Source organism: Agrobacterium sp. V1 (assembly GCF_030518355.1).
In the GTDB taxonomy this organism is placed as follows: Bacteria; Pseudomonadota; Alphaproteobacteria; order Rhizobiales; family Rhizobiaceae; genus Agrobacterium; species Agrobacterium cucumeris.
On sequence record NZ_JAULSF010000002.1, the window covers coordinates 1,328,113 to 1,350,829 of the forward strand.

General features: G+C 60.6%; 20 protein-coding genes. 11 read left to right on the top strand and 9 right to left on the bottom strand.

Features of this window, described 5'->3' with window-relative positions; all coding sequences use genetic code 11:
• Positions 1 to 100: 100 nt before the first annotated feature.
• The 3 genes from QSV77_RS19970 to QSV77_RS19980 all read left to right on the top strand — a co-directional run bounded on the left by QSV77_RS19970 (position 101) and on the right by QSV77_RS19980 (position 1,725).
• Positions 101 to 700 carry a superoxide dismutase gene (locus QSV77_RS19970; RefSeq protein WP_302734809.1) on the top strand — a complete coding sequence of 200 codons (600 nt, stop codon included), beginning with the start codon at positions 101 to 103 and terminating at the stop codon, positions 698 to 700.
• A gap of 105 nt (positions 701 to 805) precedes the next feature.
• The gene (gene fdxA, locus QSV77_RS19975) at positions 806 to 1,141 is read left to right on the top strand and encodes a ferredoxin FdxA (protein ID WP_142841876.1); all 336 of its coding nucleotides are present in this window, start codon (positions 806 to 808) and stop codon (positions 1,139 to 1,141) included.
• An 11-nt stretch (positions 1,142 to 1,152) separates the two neighbouring features.
• Positions 1,153 to 1,725 (top strand): flavin reductase family protein, encoded by a 573-nt coding sequence (locus QSV77_RS19980; protein WP_302734810.1) that lies wholly within the window; start codon positions 1,153 to 1,155, stop codon positions 1,723 to 1,725.
• Positions 1,726 to 1,756: 31 nt separating this feature from the next.
• Here the strand turns inward: QSV77_RS19980 and QSV77_RS19985 are convergent, their stop codons facing one another.
• Positions 1,757 to 2,686, bottom strand: a complete 930-nt coding sequence (locus QSV77_RS19985; RefSeq protein WP_302734811.1) for an AraC family transcriptional regulator — start codon at positions 2,684 to 2,686, stop codon at positions 1,757 to 1,759.
• A 93-nt stretch (positions 2,687 to 2,779) separates the two neighbouring features.
• On the opposite strand from QSV77_RS19985, the gene QSV77_RS19990 reads away from it, so the two are divergent.
• Positions 2,780 to 3,529: an SDR family oxidoreductase gene (locus tag QSV77_RS19990; RefSeq protein ID WP_302734812.1), complete on the top strand. Its 750-nt coding sequence runs from the start codon at positions 2,780 to 2,782 to the stop codon at positions 3,527 to 3,529.
• Positions 3,530 to 3,592: 63 nt separating this feature from the next.
• Here the strand turns inward: QSV77_RS19990 and QSV77_RS19995 are convergent, their stop codons facing one another.
• From QSV77_RS19995 to QSV77_RS20020, 6 genes are all read right to left on the bottom strand, one after another.
• Entirely contained in the window at positions 3,593 to 4,378 is a 786-nt protein-coding gene (locus tag QSV77_RS19995) for an inositol monophosphatase family protein (protein WP_302734813.1), read from the bottom strand.
• Positions 4,375 to 5,271, bottom strand: a complete 897-nt coding sequence (locus QSV77_RS20000) for a glycerophosphodiester phosphodiesterase family protein (protein WP_302734814.1) — start codon at positions 5,269 to 5,271, stop codon at positions 4,375 to 4,377. The genes QSV77_RS19995 and QSV77_RS20000 overlap by 4 nt, the downstream gene beginning before the upstream one ends.
• 46 nt (positions 5,272 to 5,317) lie before the next feature.
• Positions 5,318 to 6,181 (bottom strand): ABC transporter permease, encoded by an 864-nt coding sequence (locus QSV77_RS20005; RefSeq protein ID WP_302734815.1) that lies wholly within the window; start codon positions 6,179 to 6,181, stop codon positions 5,318 to 5,320.
• The gene (locus tag QSV77_RS20010) at positions 6,181 to 7,035 is read right to left on the bottom strand and encodes an ABC transporter permease (RefSeq protein WP_302735281.1); all 855 of its coding nucleotides are present in this window, start codon (positions 7,033 to 7,035) and stop codon (positions 6,181 to 6,183) included. The genes QSV77_RS20005 and QSV77_RS20010 overlap by 1 nt, the downstream gene beginning before the upstream one ends.
• Positions 7,035 to 8,075 (bottom strand): ABC transporter ATP-binding protein, encoded by a 1,041-nt coding sequence (locus tag QSV77_RS20015; protein WP_302734816.1) that lies wholly within the window; start codon positions 8,073 to 8,075, stop codon positions 7,035 to 7,037. The genes QSV77_RS20010 and QSV77_RS20015 overlap by 1 nt, the downstream gene beginning before the upstream one ends.
• 83 nt (positions 8,076 to 8,158) lie before the next feature.
• Positions 8,159 to 9,388, bottom strand: a complete 1,230-nt coding sequence (locus tag QSV77_RS20020; RefSeq protein WP_302734817.1) for an extracellular solute-binding protein — start codon at positions 9,386 to 9,388, stop codon at positions 8,159 to 8,161.
• Between the two features lie 145 nt (positions 9,389 to 9,533).
• On the opposite strand from QSV77_RS20020, the gene QSV77_RS20025 reads away from it, so the two are divergent.
• A complete protein-coding gene (locus QSV77_RS20025) occupies positions 9,534 to 10,682 on the top strand; it encodes an ROK family transcriptional regulator (RefSeq protein ID WP_302734818.1) in 1,149 nt (382 codons plus the stop codon).
• Between the two features lie 83 nt (positions 10,683 to 10,765).
• Here the strand turns inward: QSV77_RS20025 and QSV77_RS20030 are convergent, their stop codons facing one another.
• Entirely contained in the window at positions 10,766 to 12,748 is a 1,983-nt protein-coding gene (locus QSV77_RS20030; RefSeq protein WP_302734819.1) for a phosphatase PAP2 family protein, read from the bottom strand.
• Between the two features lie 234 nt (positions 12,749 to 12,982).
• Positions 12,983 to 14,263: an ABC transporter substrate-binding protein gene (locus tag QSV77_RS20035; RefSeq protein WP_142841866.1), complete on the bottom strand. Its 1,281-nt coding sequence runs from the start codon at positions 14,261 to 14,263 to the stop codon at positions 12,983 to 12,985.
• 194 nt (positions 14,264 to 14,457) lie between these two features.
• Here QSV77_RS20035 and QSV77_RS20040 point away from each other — a divergent pair, with 194 nt between their 5' ends.
• The 6 genes from QSV77_RS20040 (at position 14,458) to QSV77_RS20065 (ending at position 22,696) form a co-directional block, all read left to right on the top strand.
• On the top strand, positions 14,458 to 17,019 hold the full coding sequence (locus QSV77_RS20040; RefSeq protein WP_302734820.1) for a hypothetical protein: 2,562 nt from the start codon (positions 14,458 to 14,460) through the stop codon (positions 17,017 to 17,019).
• Positions 17,020 to 17,097: 78 nt separating this feature from the next.
• Positions 17,098 to 18,192: a glycoside hydrolase family 105 protein gene (locus tag QSV77_RS20045; RefSeq protein WP_302734821.1), complete on the top strand. Its 1,095-nt coding sequence runs from the start codon at positions 17,098 to 17,100 to the stop codon at positions 18,190 to 18,192.
• Positions 18,189 to 19,541, top strand: a complete 1,353-nt coding sequence (locus tag QSV77_RS20050; protein WP_302734822.1) for a glycoside hydrolase family 28 protein — start codon at positions 18,189 to 18,191, stop codon at positions 19,539 to 19,541. The genes QSV77_RS20045 and QSV77_RS20050 overlap by 4 nt, the downstream gene beginning before the upstream one ends.
• Positions 19,541 to 20,647 carry an ABC transporter ATP-binding protein gene (locus QSV77_RS20055; protein ID WP_302734823.1) on the top strand — a complete coding sequence of 369 codons (1,107 nt, stop codon included), beginning with the start codon at positions 19,541 to 19,543 and terminating at the stop codon, positions 20,645 to 20,647. Before QSV77_RS20050 ends, QSV77_RS20055 begins: the two co-directional genes overlap by 1 nt.
• A gap of 1 nt (position 20,648) precedes the next feature.
• The gene (locus QSV77_RS20060) at positions 20,649 to 21,644 is read left to right on the top strand and encodes a carbohydrate ABC transporter permease (RefSeq protein WP_302734824.1); all 996 of its coding nucleotides are present in this window, start codon (positions 20,649 to 20,651) and stop codon (positions 21,642 to 21,644) included.
• A 2-nt stretch (positions 21,645 to 21,646) separates the two neighbouring features.
• On the top strand, positions 21,647 to 22,696 hold the full coding sequence (locus tag QSV77_RS20065) for a carbohydrate ABC transporter permease (protein WP_269699890.1): 1,050 nt from the start codon (positions 21,647 to 21,649) through the stop codon (positions 22,694 to 22,696).
• The last annotated feature ends 21 nt before the right edge of the window (positions 22,697 to 22,717 follow it).

The following is a 22,717-nucleotide window of genomic DNA, read 5'->3' on the forward strand; positions in this document are numbered from 1 at the left end:
TCTTGACCTCAACCATGGTTGAGCTCCTAGAAGTATTGTCACCTTGTTTCCGCAAGGCTCATTTCATGCTCTTGAGCGAACAGTTGACAAAGGATACCCCATGGCTTTCCAGCTTCCCGACCTCCCCTATGCCCATGATGCGCTCGCTGCCTCGGGCATGTCTGAAGAGACGCTGAAGTTTCATCACGATCTTCACCACAAGGCCTATGTCGATAATCTCAACAAGGCGATATCAGGCACCGAATGGGAGAAAAGCAACCTCGAGGACATCGTCCGGGGCACCTATGAGAAGGGCGCAATCGCCCAGTCCGGCATCTTCAACAATGCCTCCCAGCACTGGAACCACAATCTCTTCTGGGAGATCATGGGACCGGGAAATCACGCCATCCCTAAGACGCTTGAGGATGCGCTGACGCAATCCTTCGGCTCGGTATCGCTGTTCAAGCAGAATTTCGCCCTCGCCGGTGCATCACAGTTCGGCTCGGGCTGGGCATGGTTGGTGGTGGATACCGACGGCACGCTGAAAATCACCCGCACCGAAAACGGCGTCAATCCGCTGTGCTTCGGCCAGAAGGCGCTTCTCGGCTGCGATGTGTGGGAGCACAGCTACTATATCGATTTCCGCAACAAGCGCCCGGCCTATATCGAGAACTTCCTCGACAATCTGGTGAACTGGCAGGCCGTGGCCGCCCGCCTCTGATCTGAGCCCCACCGATCCGGCCTCTGCCGCTGCCCTCGTGCGGCTGGCCGGGTCAGGCGCAGCCGGACAGCCGCCGTCCGGCTGCAACTTCATTCGAGCGTTTCAATGCCCTATGTCGTCACCGAAAACTGCATCGCCTGCAAATACATGGACTGCGTGGAAGTCTGCCCGGTCGAATGTTTCTACGAAGGCGAGAACATGCTCGTTATTCATCCCGACCAATGTATCGATTGCGGCATCTGCGAGCGCGAATGTCCTGCGGCAGCAATCCGGCCGGATACCGAAGCCGGGCTGCATGTCTGGCTCGACCTCAATCGCCACTATTCGGGCATCTGGCCGCGCGTACACCAGAAAAGGCAGTCGCCTGATAATGCGGACGTCATGAATGGCGCCGCAGCCAAGTTTTCCATTTTTTCCAAGAACCCGGGAGCGGGCGGTTAGCCCGGCAATACATGTCTCATAATCTCAGGCTGATCGATGGCAGCGTGATAAGCCATACGCATATTCCGCTCAAAGGCACCGTTTCACCGACGATTTCCCCCCGCGAATTCAAGGACGCGATGGCCGCCCTTGCCTTTACCGTGGCTTTGGCCACGGCCTCCCATGCCGGAGAAAGGGTCGGACGAACGATCACCTCCTTCATGCCGCTCAGCGCCGAGCCCCCGTATCTGATGATCTCCATCGATGCCAGCAGCCGCATGGTTGATCTCGTCGCTGCAAGCCGACGTTTCTCCGTCGCAGCACTTGCCCAAGGACAGGAGGAAATTGCCGACGTATTTGCCGGAAAAGGCAACCTGCCGGACCGATTTTCCGTTGGCGACTGGGGTCTCTGGCCTTCGGGAAACCCGAAGCTTGCCGGCGCGCTGCTATCCCTGGATTGCGAACTTGTCGGCTCCATCGATGCCGCCGACCATATCCTGTTTGTCGGGGCCATCATTGAAGCGACGTCTGACCCGCTACGCAGGGCCCTGCTCTGGAGCGAACGCGGCTATACCGTCAAGGAGGAACGCGGAGCCAACTCCTAAAGAGTTTCAGGCGCTACCATGAGGGCAATAGCTAGAGAAAAGCCGTGGAATGGGGACGATCGTCATTGTTTGCCCGGGCAAAGCTTCCCGGAGCAACGCCCATTCTCCGGCGGAACGCGGTACTGAATGCGCTGGCGGATTCATAGCCGATCTCATCGGCAATGCGGTCGAGCGATTTTACCCCGCTCATGAGCGCATCCCTGGCAAGCGCCATCCGCCACCGGGCGAGATATTCGATCGGCGCGCAGCCCACCATTTCAACGAAACGCGCGGAAAAGGCCGAACGCGACATGCCGGCGATTCCCGCCAGTTCCGCAACCGTCCAGCCCACACGAACATCTTCATGCATCGCCGATAATGCGCGGGCAAGGCCGGGTAAACGCATTGCCTTTACCAATCCCGCGGGAATTGCCGCATTCCCCGCTCCCGGCCGGCGCAGCGCTTCCACCAGAAGGACTTCCAGCATGCGCCGGATGATCAGCTCCTTGCCCGGATCTTCGCCGGCGCACTCCTCTGACAGTAGCTCGATCAGCCGCGCCAGCCGCGATGCGCCTTTCTCCTCTGCCGGCACGTAGATCATTTCGGGCATCAGTGACAGCAGAAGTGAAGCATTGATGCGTTCGAACCTGAAGCTTCCGCCCAGCGCGACAAAATCAGGCGCCCCCTCCTGTTCGCCATGGCGGACAGCCCGCTCCTGCGGTTCGACGGGAACACATTCGACATCGGTCTCGCTACAAAGCGAAAAAGCGGGCGTTGTAGGCAGAAGCAGGAAATCTCCGCATGTCAACCTGAGAGGAGCCCGGCCTTCCATCATCACCCACGCCGCACCGGCAAGGACGAGCGCGAAACCCGGCGCATCATGCGGGCGATAGCGCACTCCCCATCTGCCCTTGCCGGAAATCGGCTTCGAGACGGCGGCGCTGGGTCGTAAAAGGTCGACGATATCGCTGAGAGGATCCATGTTTGGACGATCAATAACAAATAATAGCCATTTGAGCATATACCATCCAGTTCAGCCCGTCTATCTCCTGCACATCAACAACGGAGATCTACCATGACCAACACCATCCTCATCACCGGCACGTCGTCGGGTTATGGCAAAGCGATTGCCGAACTGTTCCTCGCACGCGGCTGGAACGTCATCGCCACCATGCGGCGTCCAAACGCTGCCCGCTTTGCTGACGATACCGGCCGGTTGCGCGTGCTGTCACTGGATGTGACAGACGAGGATAGCATTGCGGCAGCGATCGATGCGGCCGGCCCGATTGACGTATTGGTGAATAATGCCGGCATCGGTATGGTCGGTGCCTTTGAGGCTACACCAATGTCGGCGGTGCGCACGATCTTCGACACCAACAGCTTCGGTGTGATGGCCATGACACAGGCGGTCATCCCGCAGATGAGAAAACGCCAGTCCGGCATGATCATCAACGTCACGTCCAGTGTTACGCTTGCTTCTTTCCCGCTTGCCGCCGCCTATACCGCCAGCAAGCAGGCTATTGAGGGATTTACCGGTTCGCTCACGCATGAACTGGCGCATTTCAACATTGGCGTGAAGCTGGTTGAGCCGGGTTATGCCCCGACAACCAGCTTCACGAACAACGCCATTCTGCCGTTTGAGCAGCTGCTTCCCGAAGATTACATGGGCTTCGCAGGACCAATTCTTGAGACTTTTGCCCAACCGGCGTTGACCACCCATGAAAGTGATGTCGCCGAAGCGGTTTGGAGCGCGGTGCATGACAACTCGGGACAGCTCCACTTTCCAGCCGGCGCGGATGCCGTCGCTCTCGCCCGCAAACACTGACCTTCAGAAAGCAGCAGGATGCCGAGTGTCTGAAGAGCACCCGGCTTCTGCATTTCAGGAGATTCACGCGGGCTCCGCCGGCACTTTTCCCCTGATCTCCGGCCAGAGCCCTTCCGTCACCGCCATCAGCGCCGGTGTCGCGGCTGCGACCCAGGGGATGTCGCTGCCGGGGCGTGTTCCGATACGGACGTCCAAGCCCGCTTCCCTTGCGAGAACGACGCCGCCGGCGATATCCCACATGGTCGTCAGCTTCTGCAGATGGCCGTCGAAGATGCCGCGCGCGGCAAAGGCAAGGCCGATCGATGTCGAGCGGATGGATTCCACCACCCAGCCCGCATGCCGAAGCCCGATGTTGAAGGCCGCCACCTCTTCCGCATCGGCAGCGGCGCTGTCGCCAAGCGACATGACCTGCACATCCTCGAAGGGCACATGGCGGGCAAGCGGCTTGCCATTCAGCATCAGCCCGGTTCCATCCGCCGCCGCATAAATGTCCTTGAAAACCGGCATGGCGACGACGCCGAGTTCCGGCCGGCCGTTGCGCACGAAGCCGAGGGAGATGCCCCAGAGCGGCGAACCGCGCAGGAAATTGGCGGTGCCGTCGATGGGATCGATGATCCAGTAAGCGTCATCGGCGACGCCGCCCATTTCTTCACCCAGCACCGTTTCTCCGGGAAAGGCCGCCGCCAGACGGTCGCGCACCAGCTTTTCGACAGTGGTGTCGGCTTCCGAGACGAAATCCTGAAAACCCTTGGTACGGGTGGCGATGGCGTCGCGGGCCTCGAAAAAGCGAAGGGCAAGGCCCATCGCTTCCTCGATGATGGCGACGGCGCGTTCGAGACGCTCGTTCATCGTGTCCACGCCCTGCCCGTCTCGCCGGCGCCCGCCTTCAGCCAGTTGGTGAAGGCTTCGACTTCATCGGTCTGGATCGCGCCGACGCCAGCCCCGGCAAGTGCACCCCAGACGGCTTCCGGATTTGAAAGCGCACGCGTATCGTTGAAATCAAGGCAATGGGAAACGTCGAGCGAGTTGATCCACAGGCGGATGTTCTGGCGCTCCATCTCGTCACGGCCTTCGGCCAGATCGGCAATATCGGTAAATTTCACTTCGATCATCGGCGCCTTCAAGGCTTCGATCCGGCGCAGGTCCTCGGCAAACTTGCCCTTTCTCACCGGGAACATCGGCATATGCGGGATTTTGCCGAACCAGTCAGTCTCCAGCACCTCGAAACGATCGGCCTCGGGATCGATATCGGTTTTCACCAGCACCTGATCCTCGACGCCGAGCCGCAGCACGGTTTCCATGACCTGTGGCAGATCGCGGGTGAATTTGGTGTCGATATTGACGGTGATCTTGCCACGCGCCTCCTCCAGCAATTCTTCCAGCGTCGGCACGCATTCATCGGTCACGCCAGCCGCATCGCCGCCCGCGCCGGCCTTCAGCCTCGCTGCGCGGACCACCTCGAAAGGCAGTGCGCTCACGGTCCCCTTGCCCGTCGTGGTGCGGTCGAGCGTTTCGTCATGAATGACAACCAGCCGGCCATCGGCCGTCGCCTGCGTGTCTATCTCGATCATCTCCACGCCGGCCGCAACTGCGGCGCGGACGGAGGCGAGCGAGTTTTCGGCGGTGGCGGTCCAGAATCCGCGATGGGCGACGGTGAGGATGGCCGGATTGTCGCGTGAGCAAAGCGCTAGGACATTGCAGGGATTGGAGGTCTTACGGGAGGCTGCAAGGGTTTGGTGCATGGTTTTCACTTTCGGACGTTGCAATTACCGGGTTTGAGCGCCCGGATCAGATTTTCCCCATGCCCGCCGCCATCAGATCGTCGCGCAGGATGCGGCCGGCGATGATGAAGACGATGAGTGCGGGAAGAAGCAGGATGAAGGAGACGATGGAGGCGAGCGGCAGCTGCATCGAATAGGGGTCGAGATACATGTAGAGCTTGATCGGCAGCGTCTCGACAACAGGCGCCCCGACGATGAAGGACTTGTCGAATTCCTCGAAGCTGCCGATGAAAGACATCAGCCCGCCGGCGAGAAGGCCCGGCACCGCCAGCGGCAATATGATGTGCAGGACGATGCCGACAGTGCCCGCGCCAAGCGAGCGTGCGGCATGGATGAGATCGTCTGGAATGGTCTCCAGCGCCGCCGTCATCAGCCGGATCATCAGCGGCAGGGTGCCGACGATCTGCACGAGAATGACCCCCGTTACTGAATAGGCAAGGCCGAAGAGAAGAAACATCTGCCCGATGCCGACGGCGACGACCAGCCCCGGAATGATGATCGGCGCCAGAATAAAAATCTCCACCAGCCGTTTCAGCCGGAAGGGAAAACGCGCCATGGCCCAGGCCGTGGGTAACGCTATGGCTGCCGTCAGGAAGGTGACGACGACAGCGATGAGGATACTGTTGATCGCGGCGCGGATGAGGCTTGCATCGCCGAGAATGCCCGCCCAGCGCGCCGTGGTGTAATGCTCCGGCACGACAAGCGGCGGCGACCAGCCGTCGGCAATGCTCCAGAGGAACATCAGAGCCAGCGGCACGGCAATGGCGAGCGTCAGCGCGCCATAAAGCCCGATGGAGACGAAAATCCTGTCCTCCGGCGTAAAGGCACGGCGACGGGGAGTGAGGGTAGGTTCAATGGTGATAGCGCTCATCATGCGTCTCCGCGGGTTTGGCCGGGGCCGATGCGGGATGTCAGCGAATAATAGAGAATGAGGACGGAGACCGCGAAGAGGCTCAGCACCATGCCCATGGCATAGACCTGATTAAAGCGGCCCTGATTGAACTCCTGGATCATCAGCACCGAAAGCGGCCGGGCCGTCGGCGGGCCGACGATATCGGGAATGGCATAGGAGCCCATGGAGCCGATGAAGGTCAGAAGAATGGCAGCGGTGATGCCGGGCATGGCGAGTGGTACTTCCACGAAGAAAAATGTCTTCAGCCGCGACGCGCCAAGCGTGCGCGAGGCATAACGTATATCCTCGGGAATGGCCGCAAAGGCGCTGGTGATGATCAGCGTCATGAAGGGTATCTGTTTCCAGACGCTGGCGAGAATGACGCCGATGCCCCAGTCATCACGCACGAGCTTGGGCAGTTCGATCCCAAGCGGCGCGACCAGCCGGTCGAGGAACCCACCCCTTTCGAAAACGACGATCACCATCAGGCCGACGATGATGCCCGGCACCGCCATCGGCAGCTTGTAGAGGCCGCTGAACAGTTTTCGACCGAGAAAGCTCTTGCGGATCAGAAGCGCCAGCGGCACCGAGGCCGCAAGCGAGACGATGACAGGCATGACGCCGTAATAGATGGAGGTCGCAAGACCACGGATCATCGACGCGCGGGTGAAAATCCGCTGGTAGAACATCAGCGTGAAGCTGCCATCCTCCTGCCTGAAACTGCCGATCAGCGCCGACAGCAGCGGCCCGCCGAAGAAGACCAGAAGATACCCAACACCCGGCAAAAGCAGGAATAGAAGCTGGGCGCGCCTGTTTCGAAGGAGCCCGGTCATCATGCCGCCTCCCCCGCCATCCTGTCATCGAGAAGATGGACCGAGCCGGGAAACTGCAGGGCGACCTTCTGCCCGGCATCGATCAGAGTTTCAGCACCGGACTGGCTAATCCGGATCTGACGACCGCCGATCTCGACCGTATAGAGTGCATTGGCCCCCATGAAAGAAACGGCGGAAACCGTGCCCTCGCCGGCCTGATCGGCGCGGATGTGGATGTTCTCCGGACGAACGGAAATCTGGACATTGCCGGCAGCAACCCGGTCAAGCGTCACGGACTGCCCCCAGGGCAACTGCGCCTGCTGGCCCTCGGCGGATACGGGCAGCAGATTGGTCTGGCCTAGGAAGCCGGCGGTAAAGGCGTGTTTCGGCGCGCGGTAAAGCTCGAGCGGCGTGCCGATCTCGACCACCCGGCCGGCATTCATGACGACGATCCGGTCCGACATCGCCATGGCTTCGGCTTGATCATGTGTCACATAAAGGCTTGTCGCGCCGATGCGGCGGTGAAGCTCGGTCAGCTCATGGCGCAGCGTATCGCGAAGTTTGGCATCGAGATTGGAAAGCGGCTCGTCGAACAGAAGCAGGCTTGGCTGCATGACAATGGCGCGCGCCAGCGCCACCCGCTGCTGCTGGCCGCCGGACAACTGCCGGGGCATGCGATCCACCAGCCCGGTGAGATTGCAGATATCAAGCGCATGGGCGATACGCCGCACCCGCTCATCCTTCGCGACCTTCTTCATCTTCAGCCCGAAGCCGAGATTTTTGGCGACCGACATATGCGGGAAAAGCGCATAGGACTGGAACACCATGGCGATATCGCGTGCTTCCGGCGGCGCCTGATCGATGCGTTTGCCACCCAGCCGGATTTCGCCGCCCGATGGCTGGCTGATGCCGGTGAGGATGCGCAAAAGCGTCGACTTGCCGCAACCCGAAGGCCCAAGAATAGTGACGAATTCGCCCCGCTCCACGGTGATCGATACGGGATGAAGCGCCCGGCTGGCGCCGTAATCCTTGCTGATATTGCTGATCTCGAGTTCACCCATGGCGAGCCTCCCTCATATTTTTGACCAAGGCTATCCGGACCGTGCAGCCACTTGCGGCACACGATCCGGCAATCCCAACGGCGTTACTGGTTGAGGACTTTTTCATCGAGCGCTTCGGCAAGCGCCGTCGACATGTCCCAGAAAGCTGGCAGCGACAGGCGCGGATAGACACTCTGCGGCAGAACATGCTCCTGCACCGCCTTCGGCATCAGATCATTAGTGACATCCGTGCGCGGAGAGCGGGAAGCCTTGTTTTCCAGCTTCCAGAGCTGGAATTCCTTGCTCATGGCCATATCGATCAGCAGCAGCGCCGAAGCGACGTTCTTTGCGTTGGCCGGCACGAACATGGCGTCCCCAGAGCCGACCTGCCCTTTTTCCAGAAGCGTGACGCGGAAACTGTCAGGCAATTGCTTGGTGCCGAGGAAGCTCATGACCTGATCTTCCCAGACGGTGCCCATGTGAAGCTGCTGGTTGTTGATGAGGTTGAGCGTATCGGCATTGCCATTGGTCAGTTCAGCCACGGCCAGAAGACGGCGGTAATAGTCCCAGACAGGTGTAAGGCACTCGGACTCCATGGCCCAGTCTTCGGCCTGCTGCAGCGTCTGGTTATAGTTGGTCAGCTGCTTGCGGCAGTCGCCGGTGAGATAATTGAGCGCCACCGAATAGATGAATCCGCCGCCCGAACCGCCCTTGGCCGGCAGGGTGACGCCAAGCCGTTTGGGGTTCTTTTCGGCCCAGACCAGCAGGTCCTCGAAGCTCTTCGGCACATCCTCGGCTTTCACGAAGGCAGAGTCATAACCGATAGCCGTCTGGTTGAGATGCACCAGCGGGAAGCTGCCGCCATGCGGCTTGCCGAAGACGGTTTCGGCCATTTCCGGATTGTAATTGGCCATGTTCGGCAGGATTTTCGTCAGTGCAATATTGCCGACAACCCCCTTGGAGGAGAGAAGCGGATAACTGCCGCCACCGGCGAAATAGGCATCAACCGGCGAATCCTGCCCTGCCGCCTGAACCGCGATGAGCTGCTGGTTCGCTTGATCGCCCTTCACGTCGCTATAGGCGACCTTGATGCCATATTTGGCTTCGAAACGGCTGATCAGCTCCTTCCACGTATCGGCGAAACTGCCGGCGAAATTATACATCGTCACCGCGCCCTCGGCTTTGGCGGCGGGAACGACGATCTCATAGAAATTGTCGCGCGTGACCTTCGACAGATCGAAGTCGAGGTTTTTCATATTGCTGTCAGCCGAAAGGCACGGCGCTGCCGTCGTCGCCAGCGCAAGCGCGGCGGTCGCAAGAAATTTCATGCGCATTGAATGGTTCCTCCTGAGGACCCGTTGTTGACCGGCCTCTTATTAATACACTCTAAGTGTAATATTTGTGACAGTCCAGTGAAAAATGCTGTCGCAAACCAATGCCCCATGTTGCCGCCGCTCCGCGCAGCCGTTATCCAAGGCCATGACAACAGATCAGACGCCGCACCAGACCTTCGATCGCCAGGCGCTTGCCAGCGAGAACGAGCGTCTCATTCTGGATATCGTGCGCCGCCATGGGCCCATCGCCCGCGCATCGATCACGGGCCACACCAACCTGACCCAGCAATCCGTGCACCGGCTGATCGAAGGCCTGCTGGAGCGCGGACTTCTGCAGACCGGCGCGCCGCTCAAGGGCACACGTGGCCAGCCGAGCCCCACCATCGAGCTGGTGCCGGAGGCAGCCTATTCGCTCGGCATTTCCATCAACACCGACTCCGTGGTGATCTGCATCGCCGATTTCCGCTGTGACGTGATTGTCGAGGAAAAGCTGAAGATGCTTCCGGAGGACCGGCAAGAGACGCTTGCGGCCTTGTCGCTGGCCCTCGAAAGGCTGCTGGCAGAACACGGCATCCCGCGCAAGCGCCTGCTGGGCCTCGGTTTTTCCATGTCGGGTTTCTTCGTGTCGGAAGACCGCGCCTTCAACGCGCCGGAGCCATTGCGCGACTGGTCGCTGATGGACCTGAAGCCTATCCTTGAGGAAAAATTCCACCTGCCGGTCTGGCTGGAAAACAATGCCACCACGGGGGCGATCGGCGAGAGCCTTCGCGGTGTCGGATCATGGTGCGAGACTTTTGCCTACTTGTCCTTCAACTACGGTTTCGGCGGCGGACTGATCCTCGGCGGCCAACCGTTTCACGGCTTTCACGGCAATGCCGGCGAATTCAGCGGCATATACAGCCCCGATGAATCGCCCAAGCGGCCGGCGCTGCAATATCTGATCGCCACCCTGCAGAAAAACGGCGTCGATATCCATTCGATTGAAACACTCTATCGGCAGTTTGATCCGGCGTGGCCAGGAGTCGAGGAATGGCTGACCGAAACCATGCCGCAGGTGGACCGGCTGGTTGCAAGCCTGATCGCGGTACTTGATCCGCAGGCCATCGTCTTTGGCGGACAATTGCCACGCGCACTCGGCCAGATGATGATCGAACGCACGCATATGCCGTCCCAGCGCGAACACCGTTATGGTGTCGGCCCGAAGGAGGCGAAGCTGGTTCTCAGCGAAACGGTCGGCGATCCGTCCGCCATCGGCGCCGCACTATTGCCACTGAGGGTCCGGTACTTCCTGTAGGGTGGTCTTCCTGCAGTTCCCCGCAGATCCTTTGGGCCGCCGTAACCGGAGGGTTGCGGCAGCCTCTATCATTGCATCATGGCCTATTCGACCACCACGGACAGTGCCGAGCCGGTATAGACCGGTCGTACTTTCACATTGCCCGCATCGATCGTGGCGAATGTCCCGGTCAGACCATTGGCGGCGATCACATCGAGGCGCGTGCCGGCACCCGGTGCGCCACCATCGAAAGCGAGCTTCAGCGTCGCGCCGTCCAGCACCACATTCCCTTTAACACGCAGAGCAGCCTTTTGCGGATCCAGCGCCAATATGCCGCCCGACTGCGCATAATCACCGCCGATGGCGACATCCTTGCCTGCCGTTAGCGAAAGCGTGCCGCCGCTGACCAGCACGCCACCGGTTCCAAGCGCATCGGCAGACGAGACTATCAGCGCACCATCCCTTAGAATTGTGCCGCCACCATAGCTGTTATTACCGCTGAGCGTCAGCGCTCCGCTACCGGATTTGACGAGACGCCCTGCCCCGGCAATGTCGTTCGTCCAGCGGTCTGCCGCGTTGAAGCCGCCGGCGGCGGCATCCATCGTAACTTCAACATCGCCATCAAACGCGCCATAACCACCGGCGGCGGCCACCAGATTGATGCGACCCCACCCATTGCTGTCATCAAGCAGCGGATAACCCGCCTCGATACCAGTGGAGAACAGAACGGCACGCCGCTCTGCGGCATCAAGATAAGGCAGGCGTGTTTCCAGCAGAACCTCGGCCCCTTTCGGCACCATCATCGGCGCGTCACCCACGGCTTTGTCGCGGCTGAAGGAAAAGGTCATGCGCCTGCGATAATCCGCCGCGTTTGCCGCCGCATCCGCGAACCGGTCAACATCCGGCTTTGCGCCATGGGCAAAATCGATGAGCGACTGACCCTGCGGCAGACGTTTGGCGAAATAGGCCTGCAAGGCCTCATGCGCGGCCTTCTTCACCTCGGCATTTTTCGGGTCCTGCAACATGGCGGCGGCCATGGCGGTTGCGGTGATGCGGCCGCCGATCACGTCGAGCGGCGAATGCATGCCGGCGACGATGCGGCTTTCACCAAGTTCGGAGGCAGCCGTCAGCAATTCGGAAAAGCGCTCCGGCACGGCATAGGCATAAGCGACGGCGGCCAGATAGGCGGCGTTGGTGTGACCGCTCGGAAAACCGCCATCCTTGGCGCGGCCGCGATTTTCCCGCGCATATTTCAGTGCCGGCACGATGACGCCAGCGTCGCTGTCATAGCTTTCGAATGAACGGTCACCGATGGTTTCCTTACCGGTTTCGATCACCTCTCCCCTGTCATTCATGCGCCAGGGCCGCGGTGTGGAATAGAAATATTTCGCCGGCGATGTCGTGCCTTCCGGGCCACGGATCACCTTCATGAAAGCGACGAAATCCTTCAGCTCGCTATCGGCCGCACCCGCCTCGGTGCCCTTGTCGTCCTCCTTGCGGGTGATCACCTCGTTCGGATCGAAATCCGAAAGCGTATGATTGATCGTCGTCGTCGCGCCCGCGCCTTCGCGATACCAGTCGGCGAGCGGGCCCATGCCGTCGATAACGCTGTAACCCTGTGAACGGCGATCATTCATATAGGCTTCAAAAGCCGCAGCGCGGGTGCGGTTTTCCCCGGTCACGGACAATACGTAACGCATGTTTTCCTGCCAGACGGCGGGATCGACAATCTTCACATGGCTGAAATCCGCCGGACCATCGCCATTGGCGCCGCCATCCGCCCATTTTTCATCGCCGAGCGTCCAGATGCGGTTAAAACCCGAGAGGATTTCGATGATCGGGTTGTCCCGGTCGTCATAGGCGCGGACGTCCTCGCCCTTCTCATTCTTGCCGGTTTGGTTGCGATAATTGTCGGCAAGCGGCAGCGGATAGGTCGCGGCAGGCTCTGGCACCGTGATGGCATAACCCTGACCTGCCGGGCCGGTGCGATCGAACGCCTGCGCGCCCGGAACCAGAATTAGCAATGCGACGGAGGCGAGCAGGCTCGAGCGTGCGGAAAATAAAGACGACATCTTCAGTCTGGCCATGACGAATCCTATGATTTTCAGCGAGTGACGCGTGACGAAAACAGGCGGCGCAGCGTTCCGCGCGCCTCGTCATCAGGCTTAAACGGAGCGTATTTCAGTTTTTCGATGATGCTGATCGAGACAGCATATGTGGCAATATCCGCCCGGAAAAAGCGGAGAGATATGCCCGAAGACCGGCTCCGGGCATAGGGTTCAATGGCTTCGTTACTCCGGCAAAGCCGGATGCCGGGCCAATTACTTCTTGACCGCAACGGCCTCGTTGATCTTGGCGACATCGTCAGCCAGGACCTTATAGGTCTGGTCAAGCGTCAACTCGCCGACGATCAGCTGGCTCATGCGCTGGACGATCTGCTGATACATGGCACTGCCGCCCTTGGCGCGCTCGAAATCGCGAGCCGCCTGCGGCACGTTCTTCTTGTTGTCGAGGAAGACCTTCATCGCCGCCTTGGCATCTTCGCTCTTCAGCTTGTATTGCGGATCGACGATTTCAGCGCCGGTCAGGACGACATAGTTCTCGGCGATTTCCCGCTGCACCTTCTCGGAGCCGAGGAATTCGACGAAATGAGCGACATCTTCAGGATATTTGGTACGCTTAAAGCCGACAATCGCGGTGCCGCCCGGCATGGCGTAGCATCCGGCATCGCCGCAGGGCGCATTGATCGCCGTCCATTCGAAGGCGTCGCCGATCTTGTTCTGGAACGGGTTCACCATCCAGTTGCCGGCCAGATAGGTCACGACATTGCCGTTGACGAATTCGTCACCCATGTTCTTGTACTGCGAACCGCCGGCGGCACCCCACATTTCCTTGGGGAAGCTGCCATTTTGTGTCCATGAATAGATATCGGCGATGTATTTTTTCGCCGCATCATCCGGGAAGCTGAACTTGCCGTCCTTCACATAGCTCGAACCGTAAGCGAAAGCGCCGCCGGAGAAGCGGTGGCCGGAACGGTCCATGGTGAAGGGGATCTGCACGCCGGTCGCCTTGGCGACGCGGGCGGAAGCCTCGACGATCTCGCTGAATTTCGCGGTCGGGCCGGGCAAGGGCTCACCCGCCTGCTCGAACAGCGTCTTGTTGACGAAGGGCAGGTTCAGCGTCTGCGACGCCATGTAACCGTTGATCGACTGCGGATCGTTGACGTTGGGCAGGCGAAGCTGATTGAGGCTCGAACCATGCAGCTTTGCGAAGGCCTCCGCATCTTTCATGTAAGGCCGCATGTCGAGATAATAGGGGGCAAGCTGCCAGTCGGTGATCTTGGCAATGTCAGGGCCTTCGCCGACCGCCAGCTGTACCGGCAGCTGCTTGGAAACGGCGTCGTAACCCGAAGACACGAAGTTGATCTTCACGCCCGGATTGGCCGTTTCGAACTCCTTGCTGAGGTCGGCCATGCGCTGCACGTAACCCTGGTCGTCATCCGTAAAAAGGAAAGTGATCGTGCGGGTCTCGGCCTGCGCGGCTGCAAGACCGGCGACGGAGGCAATTACAAGGGCGCTGACGCCCGAAAACAATTTCATCATGCTCATCCTCCCAATGAAAATATTTTCACAAATCGAATAGAAGCTCCTCTGCTTAATTCGATTTATCCTGTTTTGCGGCTTGACAGAATAAACGTCAAGCTGTTTGTTTTACATAAATCGCACAAATCGACGCGAAAAAGCGAAAATCGAATTGTGAAAATAATTTCATAAAGATCGAAGGGAGGCGATCCATTATGACGGATGGACCTTTGGCGACGGATGCGTCGCAGCCAACATATACCGTCGCCGACGGCGAGACGGTGACCGCCTGGATCGTCTCAGATCCGGTGGAGACATCGTTTCCGGGCACACCCGCACCGGCGGAAGACCGGGTCAATTACCGTTTCATCAATGGTTTCGTCGATGTCGGCGACCTTCCCTGCCGCAAGGCTTTCCAGCAGACCATGATCGGCCGCGACATCGCGCCCGAGAGTGGCTTTGCGGTGTCTCACCTCAACCTGCCGGGTTCCAACCGCCGCGTCGAATTCACCGGTTTCTGGCACGTTCCCACTCATGTGCAGCGCTGGCTGAAAGGCACCTTCCGCAGCAACACAGCACGAAAAGCACATTTCCGGCTGCGCACCTGCGGCGGCGTCCGCATCTGGGTGAACGGCGCTGAACAGGTGCGCTTCGAACCTTTTATCCGTAATGTCGAAACCAACAGCGATGTGACGCTCGACCTTGCGGCCGGCGACAACGAGGTGCTGCTGCTCTGCGAGGATCTGGCGGAACGCGACATCATCTGGTTCTTCGAGCTTGAGGTTATCGATTCGACGCCGCTGACAGTCGTGTTGCCGGTACCGCTCGACCGCGAAGAAACGAAGCGCCTTGCCGCGCTGGTGCGCGATGTTCGCCCGGCACGCGACGTGTTTTGCGGTACCGCCCTCGAACTGGTTTTCGGAGCAGCCCCTGCGCGCGACCTGCCCGTGCACATTGCGGTCAAAAGCCATGGGCATGAACGCGCCGCGCTGGCGGAAGTCGATACCGTGCTGAAGGCCGGGCAATCCACGCTGACAATCCCCGAGACGACGGGCATTTCGGACGGATATCATGGCGTCAGGATCACCATGGGCTCGGGCGCGGGAACGGTCACCCGCGTCATCGACGCAGCCTTCATGCATGATATAGCGCCGGAAACCTCCAATCCCGATATCAACGGGCGAAAAAAGGCCGCCCTCTCCTTCAGCGCCCGTTTCGGCGCATGGCGCATCGGCCGGGCGCTGGCGATGGTCGCCACCGGCAGCGATGACTTCAAAACCATCGGCGGCATTGTCGATGCGACGCTGCGCTCCATCGACCGGCGCGAGGACTGCTCCGATTTCATCATGATCCCGCTGCTCTGGCTGGTGTGCGCCCATAGTGACCGCCTGCCGGCCGAAATGCGAGCGCGGATCGACGCTTCGATCCTTGGCTATCGCTACTGGGTGGACGAGTCGGGTAACGACGTCATGTGGTTCTGGAGCGAGAACCATGTTCTCTGCTTCCACACCAGCCAGCTGCTCGCCGGACACTATCTGCCCGACGCCGTCTTCACCGCCTCCGGCCGCACCGGCAGAGAGCAGGCCGCGCTCGCCGCCGACCGGCTGGAGCGCTGGTTCGACAGCGTCGAGGCGCACGGCCTCGCCGAATGGAATTCGGCCGCCTATTATCCCGTGGATTTCATCGGCCTTCTCGCCATCGAACATTGGGCCGGACCGGAGCTTGCAGCACGTGCGCGCTACCAGCTCGATCTCATCTTCGAAATGATCGCGCTGCATACGCTCGGCGGCGTCCCCTCCGGTTCGCAGGGCAGAGCCTATGACAAGGAGCTGCGCGCCGGGCCGCTGACGGAACTGGCACCCTTCGCCGAGGTCGCCTTCGGCCAAGGCTGGCTCAACAACGGCGTCGCCTCTCTGCCGATGTTCTGCTGCGGCGATTACCTGCCACCGGCACATCTTGCCGCCCTTTCCCAGCTTGAGGGCGGCCGCATGGTAGAGGCGCGTTACGCGCAGGGGCTGGAGCCCGGCAAGCTCGTGCTGTTCAAGAACGAGGCCGCGCAGCTTTCCACCGTGGTCGACCACAAGACCGGCCGCAAGGGCCATCAGCAACACGTCATGGATATCAAACTCGCCGGCCACCCGATGGCGCGGCTCTGGGTCAATCATCCGGGCGAAGACGATCCGTGGGGCACCCAGCGCCCCTCCTACTGGGCGGGGAGCGGCATCCTGCCGCGCGTGGCGCAACATCGCGATCTGGCCATGCTGATCTTCGATACGCAAGATCACCGCAATGACTGGACCCATGCCTATCTCGGCCGCGACGGGCTGGACGAGGTGCTGACGGAAGGCAACTGGCTCATCACCCGCTCGAGCCGCGGCTTTGCCGCACTTTATGCGACGAACGGGCTTCAGCCCATCACTGCCGGCGCCACCGCCAATCGCGAGGTCAGATCGCCCGGCCGCCGCGCCGGCTGGGTTGGCATCATCGGCTGCGGGGATATGGAAGCCTTCTCCCGCTTCCGGGCAAAAATCCTCGCCACGCAGATCACCTTCGATGCCGAAAGCCGGCTGCTCTCGGTCACGCCGCCGGGCGGAGCTGAGCTTACCCTGACCTGGGACGGCGCATTCACCATTGGCGGGCAGGTCATGGCCTTCGACCACGACCAGCCCCAGCCGGAAATCACCTTCGACAGTGCCGACCCCGCATCGGGCGGCGCGGCACAACCATTCTACTCCCAGAGCCTTTCCGCTTTTCTGCGAAACGCGAAAACGCTCTAGCTCTTTGTTTTAACGCATTGTCCGGACGTAAAAGCGATCCCCGCTTTTACTGGAAATGCTCCTAGCGGAATTTGACAGATGAACCAGCCAAGCATGGAAAAAGACACTCTCAGGACGACGATCGACAATGTCGCCGCCGCCTTCAGCCGCCTCAAGGGCATTCAGGAAGGTCTGGTCAGCGGCAGTTCCGATGGCAAGATCCAGTTCGATGAGTGGGACTGGGAAGTGGGTGTGGGCCTTTACGGCTTCCTGCGCCGGGCGCTCGCCGCCAACGACCGGAAGGCATTGGATGACCTCGTGACGTGGTATGGCTGGCAGATCGAACGTGGCCTGCCGCCGCGCCAGATCAACAGTTCCGCCCCGATGCTGCCGCTTGTCATCCTCACCGAACATGTCGACCGGCCGGATTTCCGGACGCTGGTGGAAGACTGGGCCGAATGGCTGGTGCATAAATTGCCGAAAACCGAAGATGGCGGCTTCCAGCACGTCGTCAAGGAGCGGCTGAATGAGGGAGAACTCTGGGACGACACGCTGTTCATGGCATGTCTGTTCCTCGCCCGCGCCGGCGTCGTCTGCAAACGTCAGGACTGGATCGACGAGGCGGTCTACCAGTTCATGGTCCATACGCGTTATCTCTCGGACCCCGTCACCGGGCTCTGGTATCACGGCTGGACCTTCAACGGCCGTCACAATTTCGCTCATGCCTTCTGGGCGCGCGGCAATTCCTGGATAACGGTTGCCATTCCCGAACTTTTCGAACTGGTGCCGACACTTGACGAAAAGGATAGGCGTTTCCTCGCCAATGTGCTGGCAAGCCAGGTGCGATCGCTGCGCCAATATCAGCGCGAAGACGGCATGTTCCACACGCTGCTCGACGACCCGACCTCGCCGGTGGAAACGTCGGCCACATCAGGCATCGCCTATGGCATTCTGCGTGGCATCGAAGCCGGCATTCTCGGAGAAGAGAACCGGCCGTATGCGGAACGGGCGTTGAAGGCGGTGCTCGGCAACATCGATGACGAAGGCGTTGTTCACGGCGTCTCCGATGGTACCCCCATGGGCCATGATCTCGATTTCTACCGCCGCATTCCCAATCTACCGACGCCCTACGGGCAGGCGCTGACGATGCTGCTGCTGATCGACGTGTTCCTGAAAAGGCCGCAGGTATCATGAGCGCGCAATCAGACATCACCATCACGACCGATGGCCGTGATGCCACGGCCGACATTCAGCGGGCGATCGATACGGTCTCGGCAGCGGGTGGCGGTCGCGTGTCGCTTTCGGCCGGTCGCCATATCAGCGGCGGCCTGCAGCTCAAGAGCGGCGTGGAGCTGCACCTTGCCGAAGATGCGGTGCTCGCCCCTGTTTCCGATTACGAGGCCTATGCCCATACAACGGTTTCGGTGATCGCCGAGGCATCCAATCGCGGCATGATCGTTGCCCGGGGCGCAAGCGACATCGCCGTCACCGGCCCCGGCCGCATCGAGGCCGGCGGCGAGCACTTCATCACCGGCGATGACGAGGCTATGGGAACCTATATCCCGGCGGCACGGCGTCCACGCGTGATGGTGCTGGAAGCCTGCCGCAACATTCGCCTTGAAAACCTCTTCGTCAATGGCTCGCCCATGTGGACGCTGCATATGGTCGATTGCGACGATCTCAATTTCCGCAATCTCCGCATCGAAAACGACCGCCGCCTGCCCAATACGGATGGCATCGTGCTGGATGCCTGCCGGCGCGCGCTGATCGAGGATTGCTTTATCTCGACTGCCGATGACGGCATCTGCCTGAAGACCAGCGCCGGGCCGGACGGCAAGGCGGTCGGCGTCTGCGATGACATCACGGTTCGCCGCTGCATCGTTTCCAGCGTCAGCTGCGCCCTGAAGCTTGGCACGGAATCCTTCGGCGATTTCACCAATGTGGTGTTCGAGGATTGCAAAATCGTCGAGTCCAATCGCGGCATCGGCCTTTTCTCCCGGGATGGCGGTGCCATGCGCAATATCCGCTTTTCACGGATCGAGGCCGAGTGCCACGAAACGCCGGGAGGCTTCTGGGGCTCCGGCGAGGCTGTGACCGTCACCGTCGTCGACCGCCGCCCCGAGCGTCAGGCCGGCAGCGTCGACAATCTGGTCGTGGAAGATCTGAGCGGCTCCATGGAAGGCGCAATCAATCTCGTCGCCACGTCGAAAGCCGGCATCCACAATGTCAGGCTGGAGCGCATCACGCTGTCGCAGCAGCCCGGCAAGCTGGGCACCGGTCTGCAATATGATCTGCGCCCCACCAATGCCGATATTGCCCCAAGCCCCGATGCGGCAGGCCGCGCCAATGCCTGGACGCGGGATGCCGAAGGCAGGATCGTCGGTCTGGAAGATTATCCCGGTGGAATGCCGGCGGTCTATCTTGCCGGCGTGGAAGGATTTGCGGCACGCGATGTCGCCATTAAAAGAACGACGCCCTTGCCCGAGGGCTGGAATAAACAAGAGATCGTCGCGATGACGAACTTGTCCGAAGGGAGCAGGTGATGGGAAGTCTGAAACTAGAAAATCTCAACAAGGCATTCGGTGCCGTTCATGTGCTGCATGATATCGATCTTCAGATCGAAAACGGCGAGTTCGTCGTTTTCGTCGGCCCCTCGGGCTGCGGAAAATCGACACTGCTGCGCATCATCGCCGGCCTTGAGGATGTCACGTCAGGCACCATCGGCATTGGCGGGCGCGATGTCAGCGCCCTGTCGCCGGCCGAGCGCAAGATCGCCATGGTGTTCCAGTCCTATGCGCTTTATCCGCATATGAGCGTGCGCAAGAACCTTGCCTTCGGCCTGGAAAACCTGCGTTTCAAGCGGGCGGAAATCGAAAGCCGCATCAACGAGGCGGCGCGCATGCTGGCCATCGAGCCCTATCTCGACCGCAAGCCGAAACAGCTTTCCGGTGGCCAGCGTCAGCGCGTCGCCATCGGCCGCGCCATCGTGCGCGAGCCTGACATCTTCCTGTTCGACGAGCCGCTGTCGAACCTCGATGCGGCGCTGCGCGTGCAGACGCGCGCCGAAATCACCCGCCTGCACCGCGATATCAAGACGACGATGATCTACGTCACCCATGATCAGGTGGAAGCCATGACCATGGCTGACAAGATCGTGGTGCTGCGCGCCGGGCGCATCGAGCAGGTGGGCAGCCCGCTCCAGCTGTTCGACAATCCGCGCAACCTCTTCGTTGCCGGTTTCCTCGGTTCGCCGCGCATGAATATTCTCAAGGGCACAATTACCAGGGACAGCGACGGCAACATCGCCATCGACCCCGGATACGGCGTCTCCCTGCCCTGCCTCGTCGAACCGGGAGAGGTATCTCCCGGACAGGCGGTTCTGGCGGGCATCCGCCCTTCGCATTTCACCATCACCGACAATGCCGGCCTGCCCTTCGAGGTGCAGTACCACGAAAGCCTCGGCACCGAGACCTATCTCTATGGCAATCTTCAGGGCCAGAAAGAGCAGATCATCGTGCATCAGGCGGGCCATTTTGCGCCGGCTTCCGGCTCGGTGCTGAAGATCATGCCGGCGCCTGAAAGGGTGCACGTTTTCGATCCCGTAACGGAACTGGCATTGCCGCGTCTCAACAGCCAGGGGAGAGGGTAGCATGGCCAATCAGAAGCTTGCCAGACTGTCCGACCGCGCGCTCGACGCCGTGATGGCGATCGCCGAAGTGCCGCTTAACTTCATAGAGCGGGTGATCGGCAAAAAGCGCATGCCTTATATTTTCCTCATGCCGAACCTCGTCCTGTTCGGCATCTTCACCTTCCTGCCGATTGCGATTGCCGTCGGTTACGCCTTTACCGGCGGCACCGAACTCCTGATCAGCGACCGCCCCTTCGTCGGGCTCGAAAATTTCGGCAAGCTGCTCGATTGCCAGAGCTATATGGACCCCGGAAGCTGCCGGGAATCCCTGTTCTGGACGGCGATCTGGAACACGCTGTGGTTCGTCGGTTTTAATGTCACCGCGACGCTGTTCGTCGCGCTGGTCACCGCGCTGATCCTCAACCGGGCGATTGCGGCACGCGGCTTCTTCCGCGCCATGTTCTTTTATCCGGTCCTGCTGTCGCCGGTCGTCATCGGCCTTATCTGGAAATGGTTCCTAGACCGCAACGGCCTGCTGAACGCCTTCCTGCAGATGCTCGGTGTGCCGCCGGAAATCTTCCTGCTGGATGTCGGCTGGTCGCGCTTCTTCGTCGTGGTGGTCTCGGTCTGGTTCCATATGGGCTTTTATACGCTCATCCTGCTGGCCGGCCTTCAGGCAATCCCGAAAGACCTCTACGAAGCCGCCGCCATCGACGCCGCCTCGCCCCGGCGCACGCTGCTGCGTATCACCCTGCCGCTGCTCGCCCCCAACCTGCTCGTCGTGCTGATCCTGTTGATGATCCGCTCGGTGCAAATCTTTGATGAGGCTTGGGTTCTGACAAATGGCGGCGGGCCGGGCACGGCCAATACATTCGTGGTGCAATATATCTACCAGATGGCCTTCGGCAGCGATCTCAGGCTGTTCGGCCTTGCCTCCGCCGCATCGGTTCTGATGGGTCTTGTGCTTCTCGCACTCACCCTCGTGCAGCTGCGCCTCGGCAAAAAGATGGAGTCCTGACCATGTCCAACGCCGTCGCGTTCCTCACGCGCACCCGCCGCCCCGGCCGGATCGGCCTTACCGATATCCTGTCCTGGGTCTGGCTCATCGGCGGCACGCTCGCCGTCCTCATCCCGGTCGTCTGGGCCGCCATGTCATCGCTGAAGCCGGAAGCCGAAATCACCCGGTTTCCGCCAAGCCTTCTGCCACGCGCCGCCGTACAGGTGGAGGTGCCAGGTTACGACAAACAGCTCAGCCTGTGGAAAGCCACCATCGATGGCGTGGAGCGGGAAATGGCCATGGTCCGCCGCGTTGGCCTGAAAGCCCAGATGGTCGACCCGGCCAATCCCGGCCCGCCGGTCAGCGTTGATACACGGGAAATAACGCCCGTCCAGAAGCTGACCATCGCGACAGAGAACTTCACCGATCCGCTGACCCGCTTCAGCTTCCTCACCTTCCTCAAGAACTCGGTCTTCGTCACTTTCGTGGCGACCATCCTGACGCTGATCGTCAATGCCATGGCGGCCTTTGCCCTCTCGAAATACCGCTTCCGCGGCGAAAAGGCGATTTTCGTGCTGATCATCTCCACCCTGATGATCCCGCTCACCGTCGTCATGGTGCCGGCCTATCTCGTCATCGTCGGCGTCGGTCTCGTCGACAATCTCTGGGGCGTCATCATCCCCACCGTGGCGACGCCAACCGGCGTGTTCCTGCTGCGGCAATATATGCTGACCATTCCCGATGAGCTGATCGAGGCGGCCCGCGTCGATGCCGCCAGCGAATTCCGTATCTTCTGGCGCATCATCCTGCCGCTGACGGCGCCGGCGCTCGCGGTTCTCGCCATCTTCTCGGTTCTGTGGCGCTGGAACGACTTCCTCTGGCCGCTGATCGTTCTCAGCAGCCGCGAGAACTTCACGCTGCAGGTGGGGCTGAACGCCTTCCAGGGCGAGTTCTCGGTGCAATGGCACTATATTCTCGCCATGACCTTCCTTAGCCTCGCACCTGTTACCGTCGTGTTCCTGTTCCTGCAGCGTTACATCACGACGGGAATTGCCGGCACGGGGATGAAGTAAAGGGAGCAATACGGCTTGCGG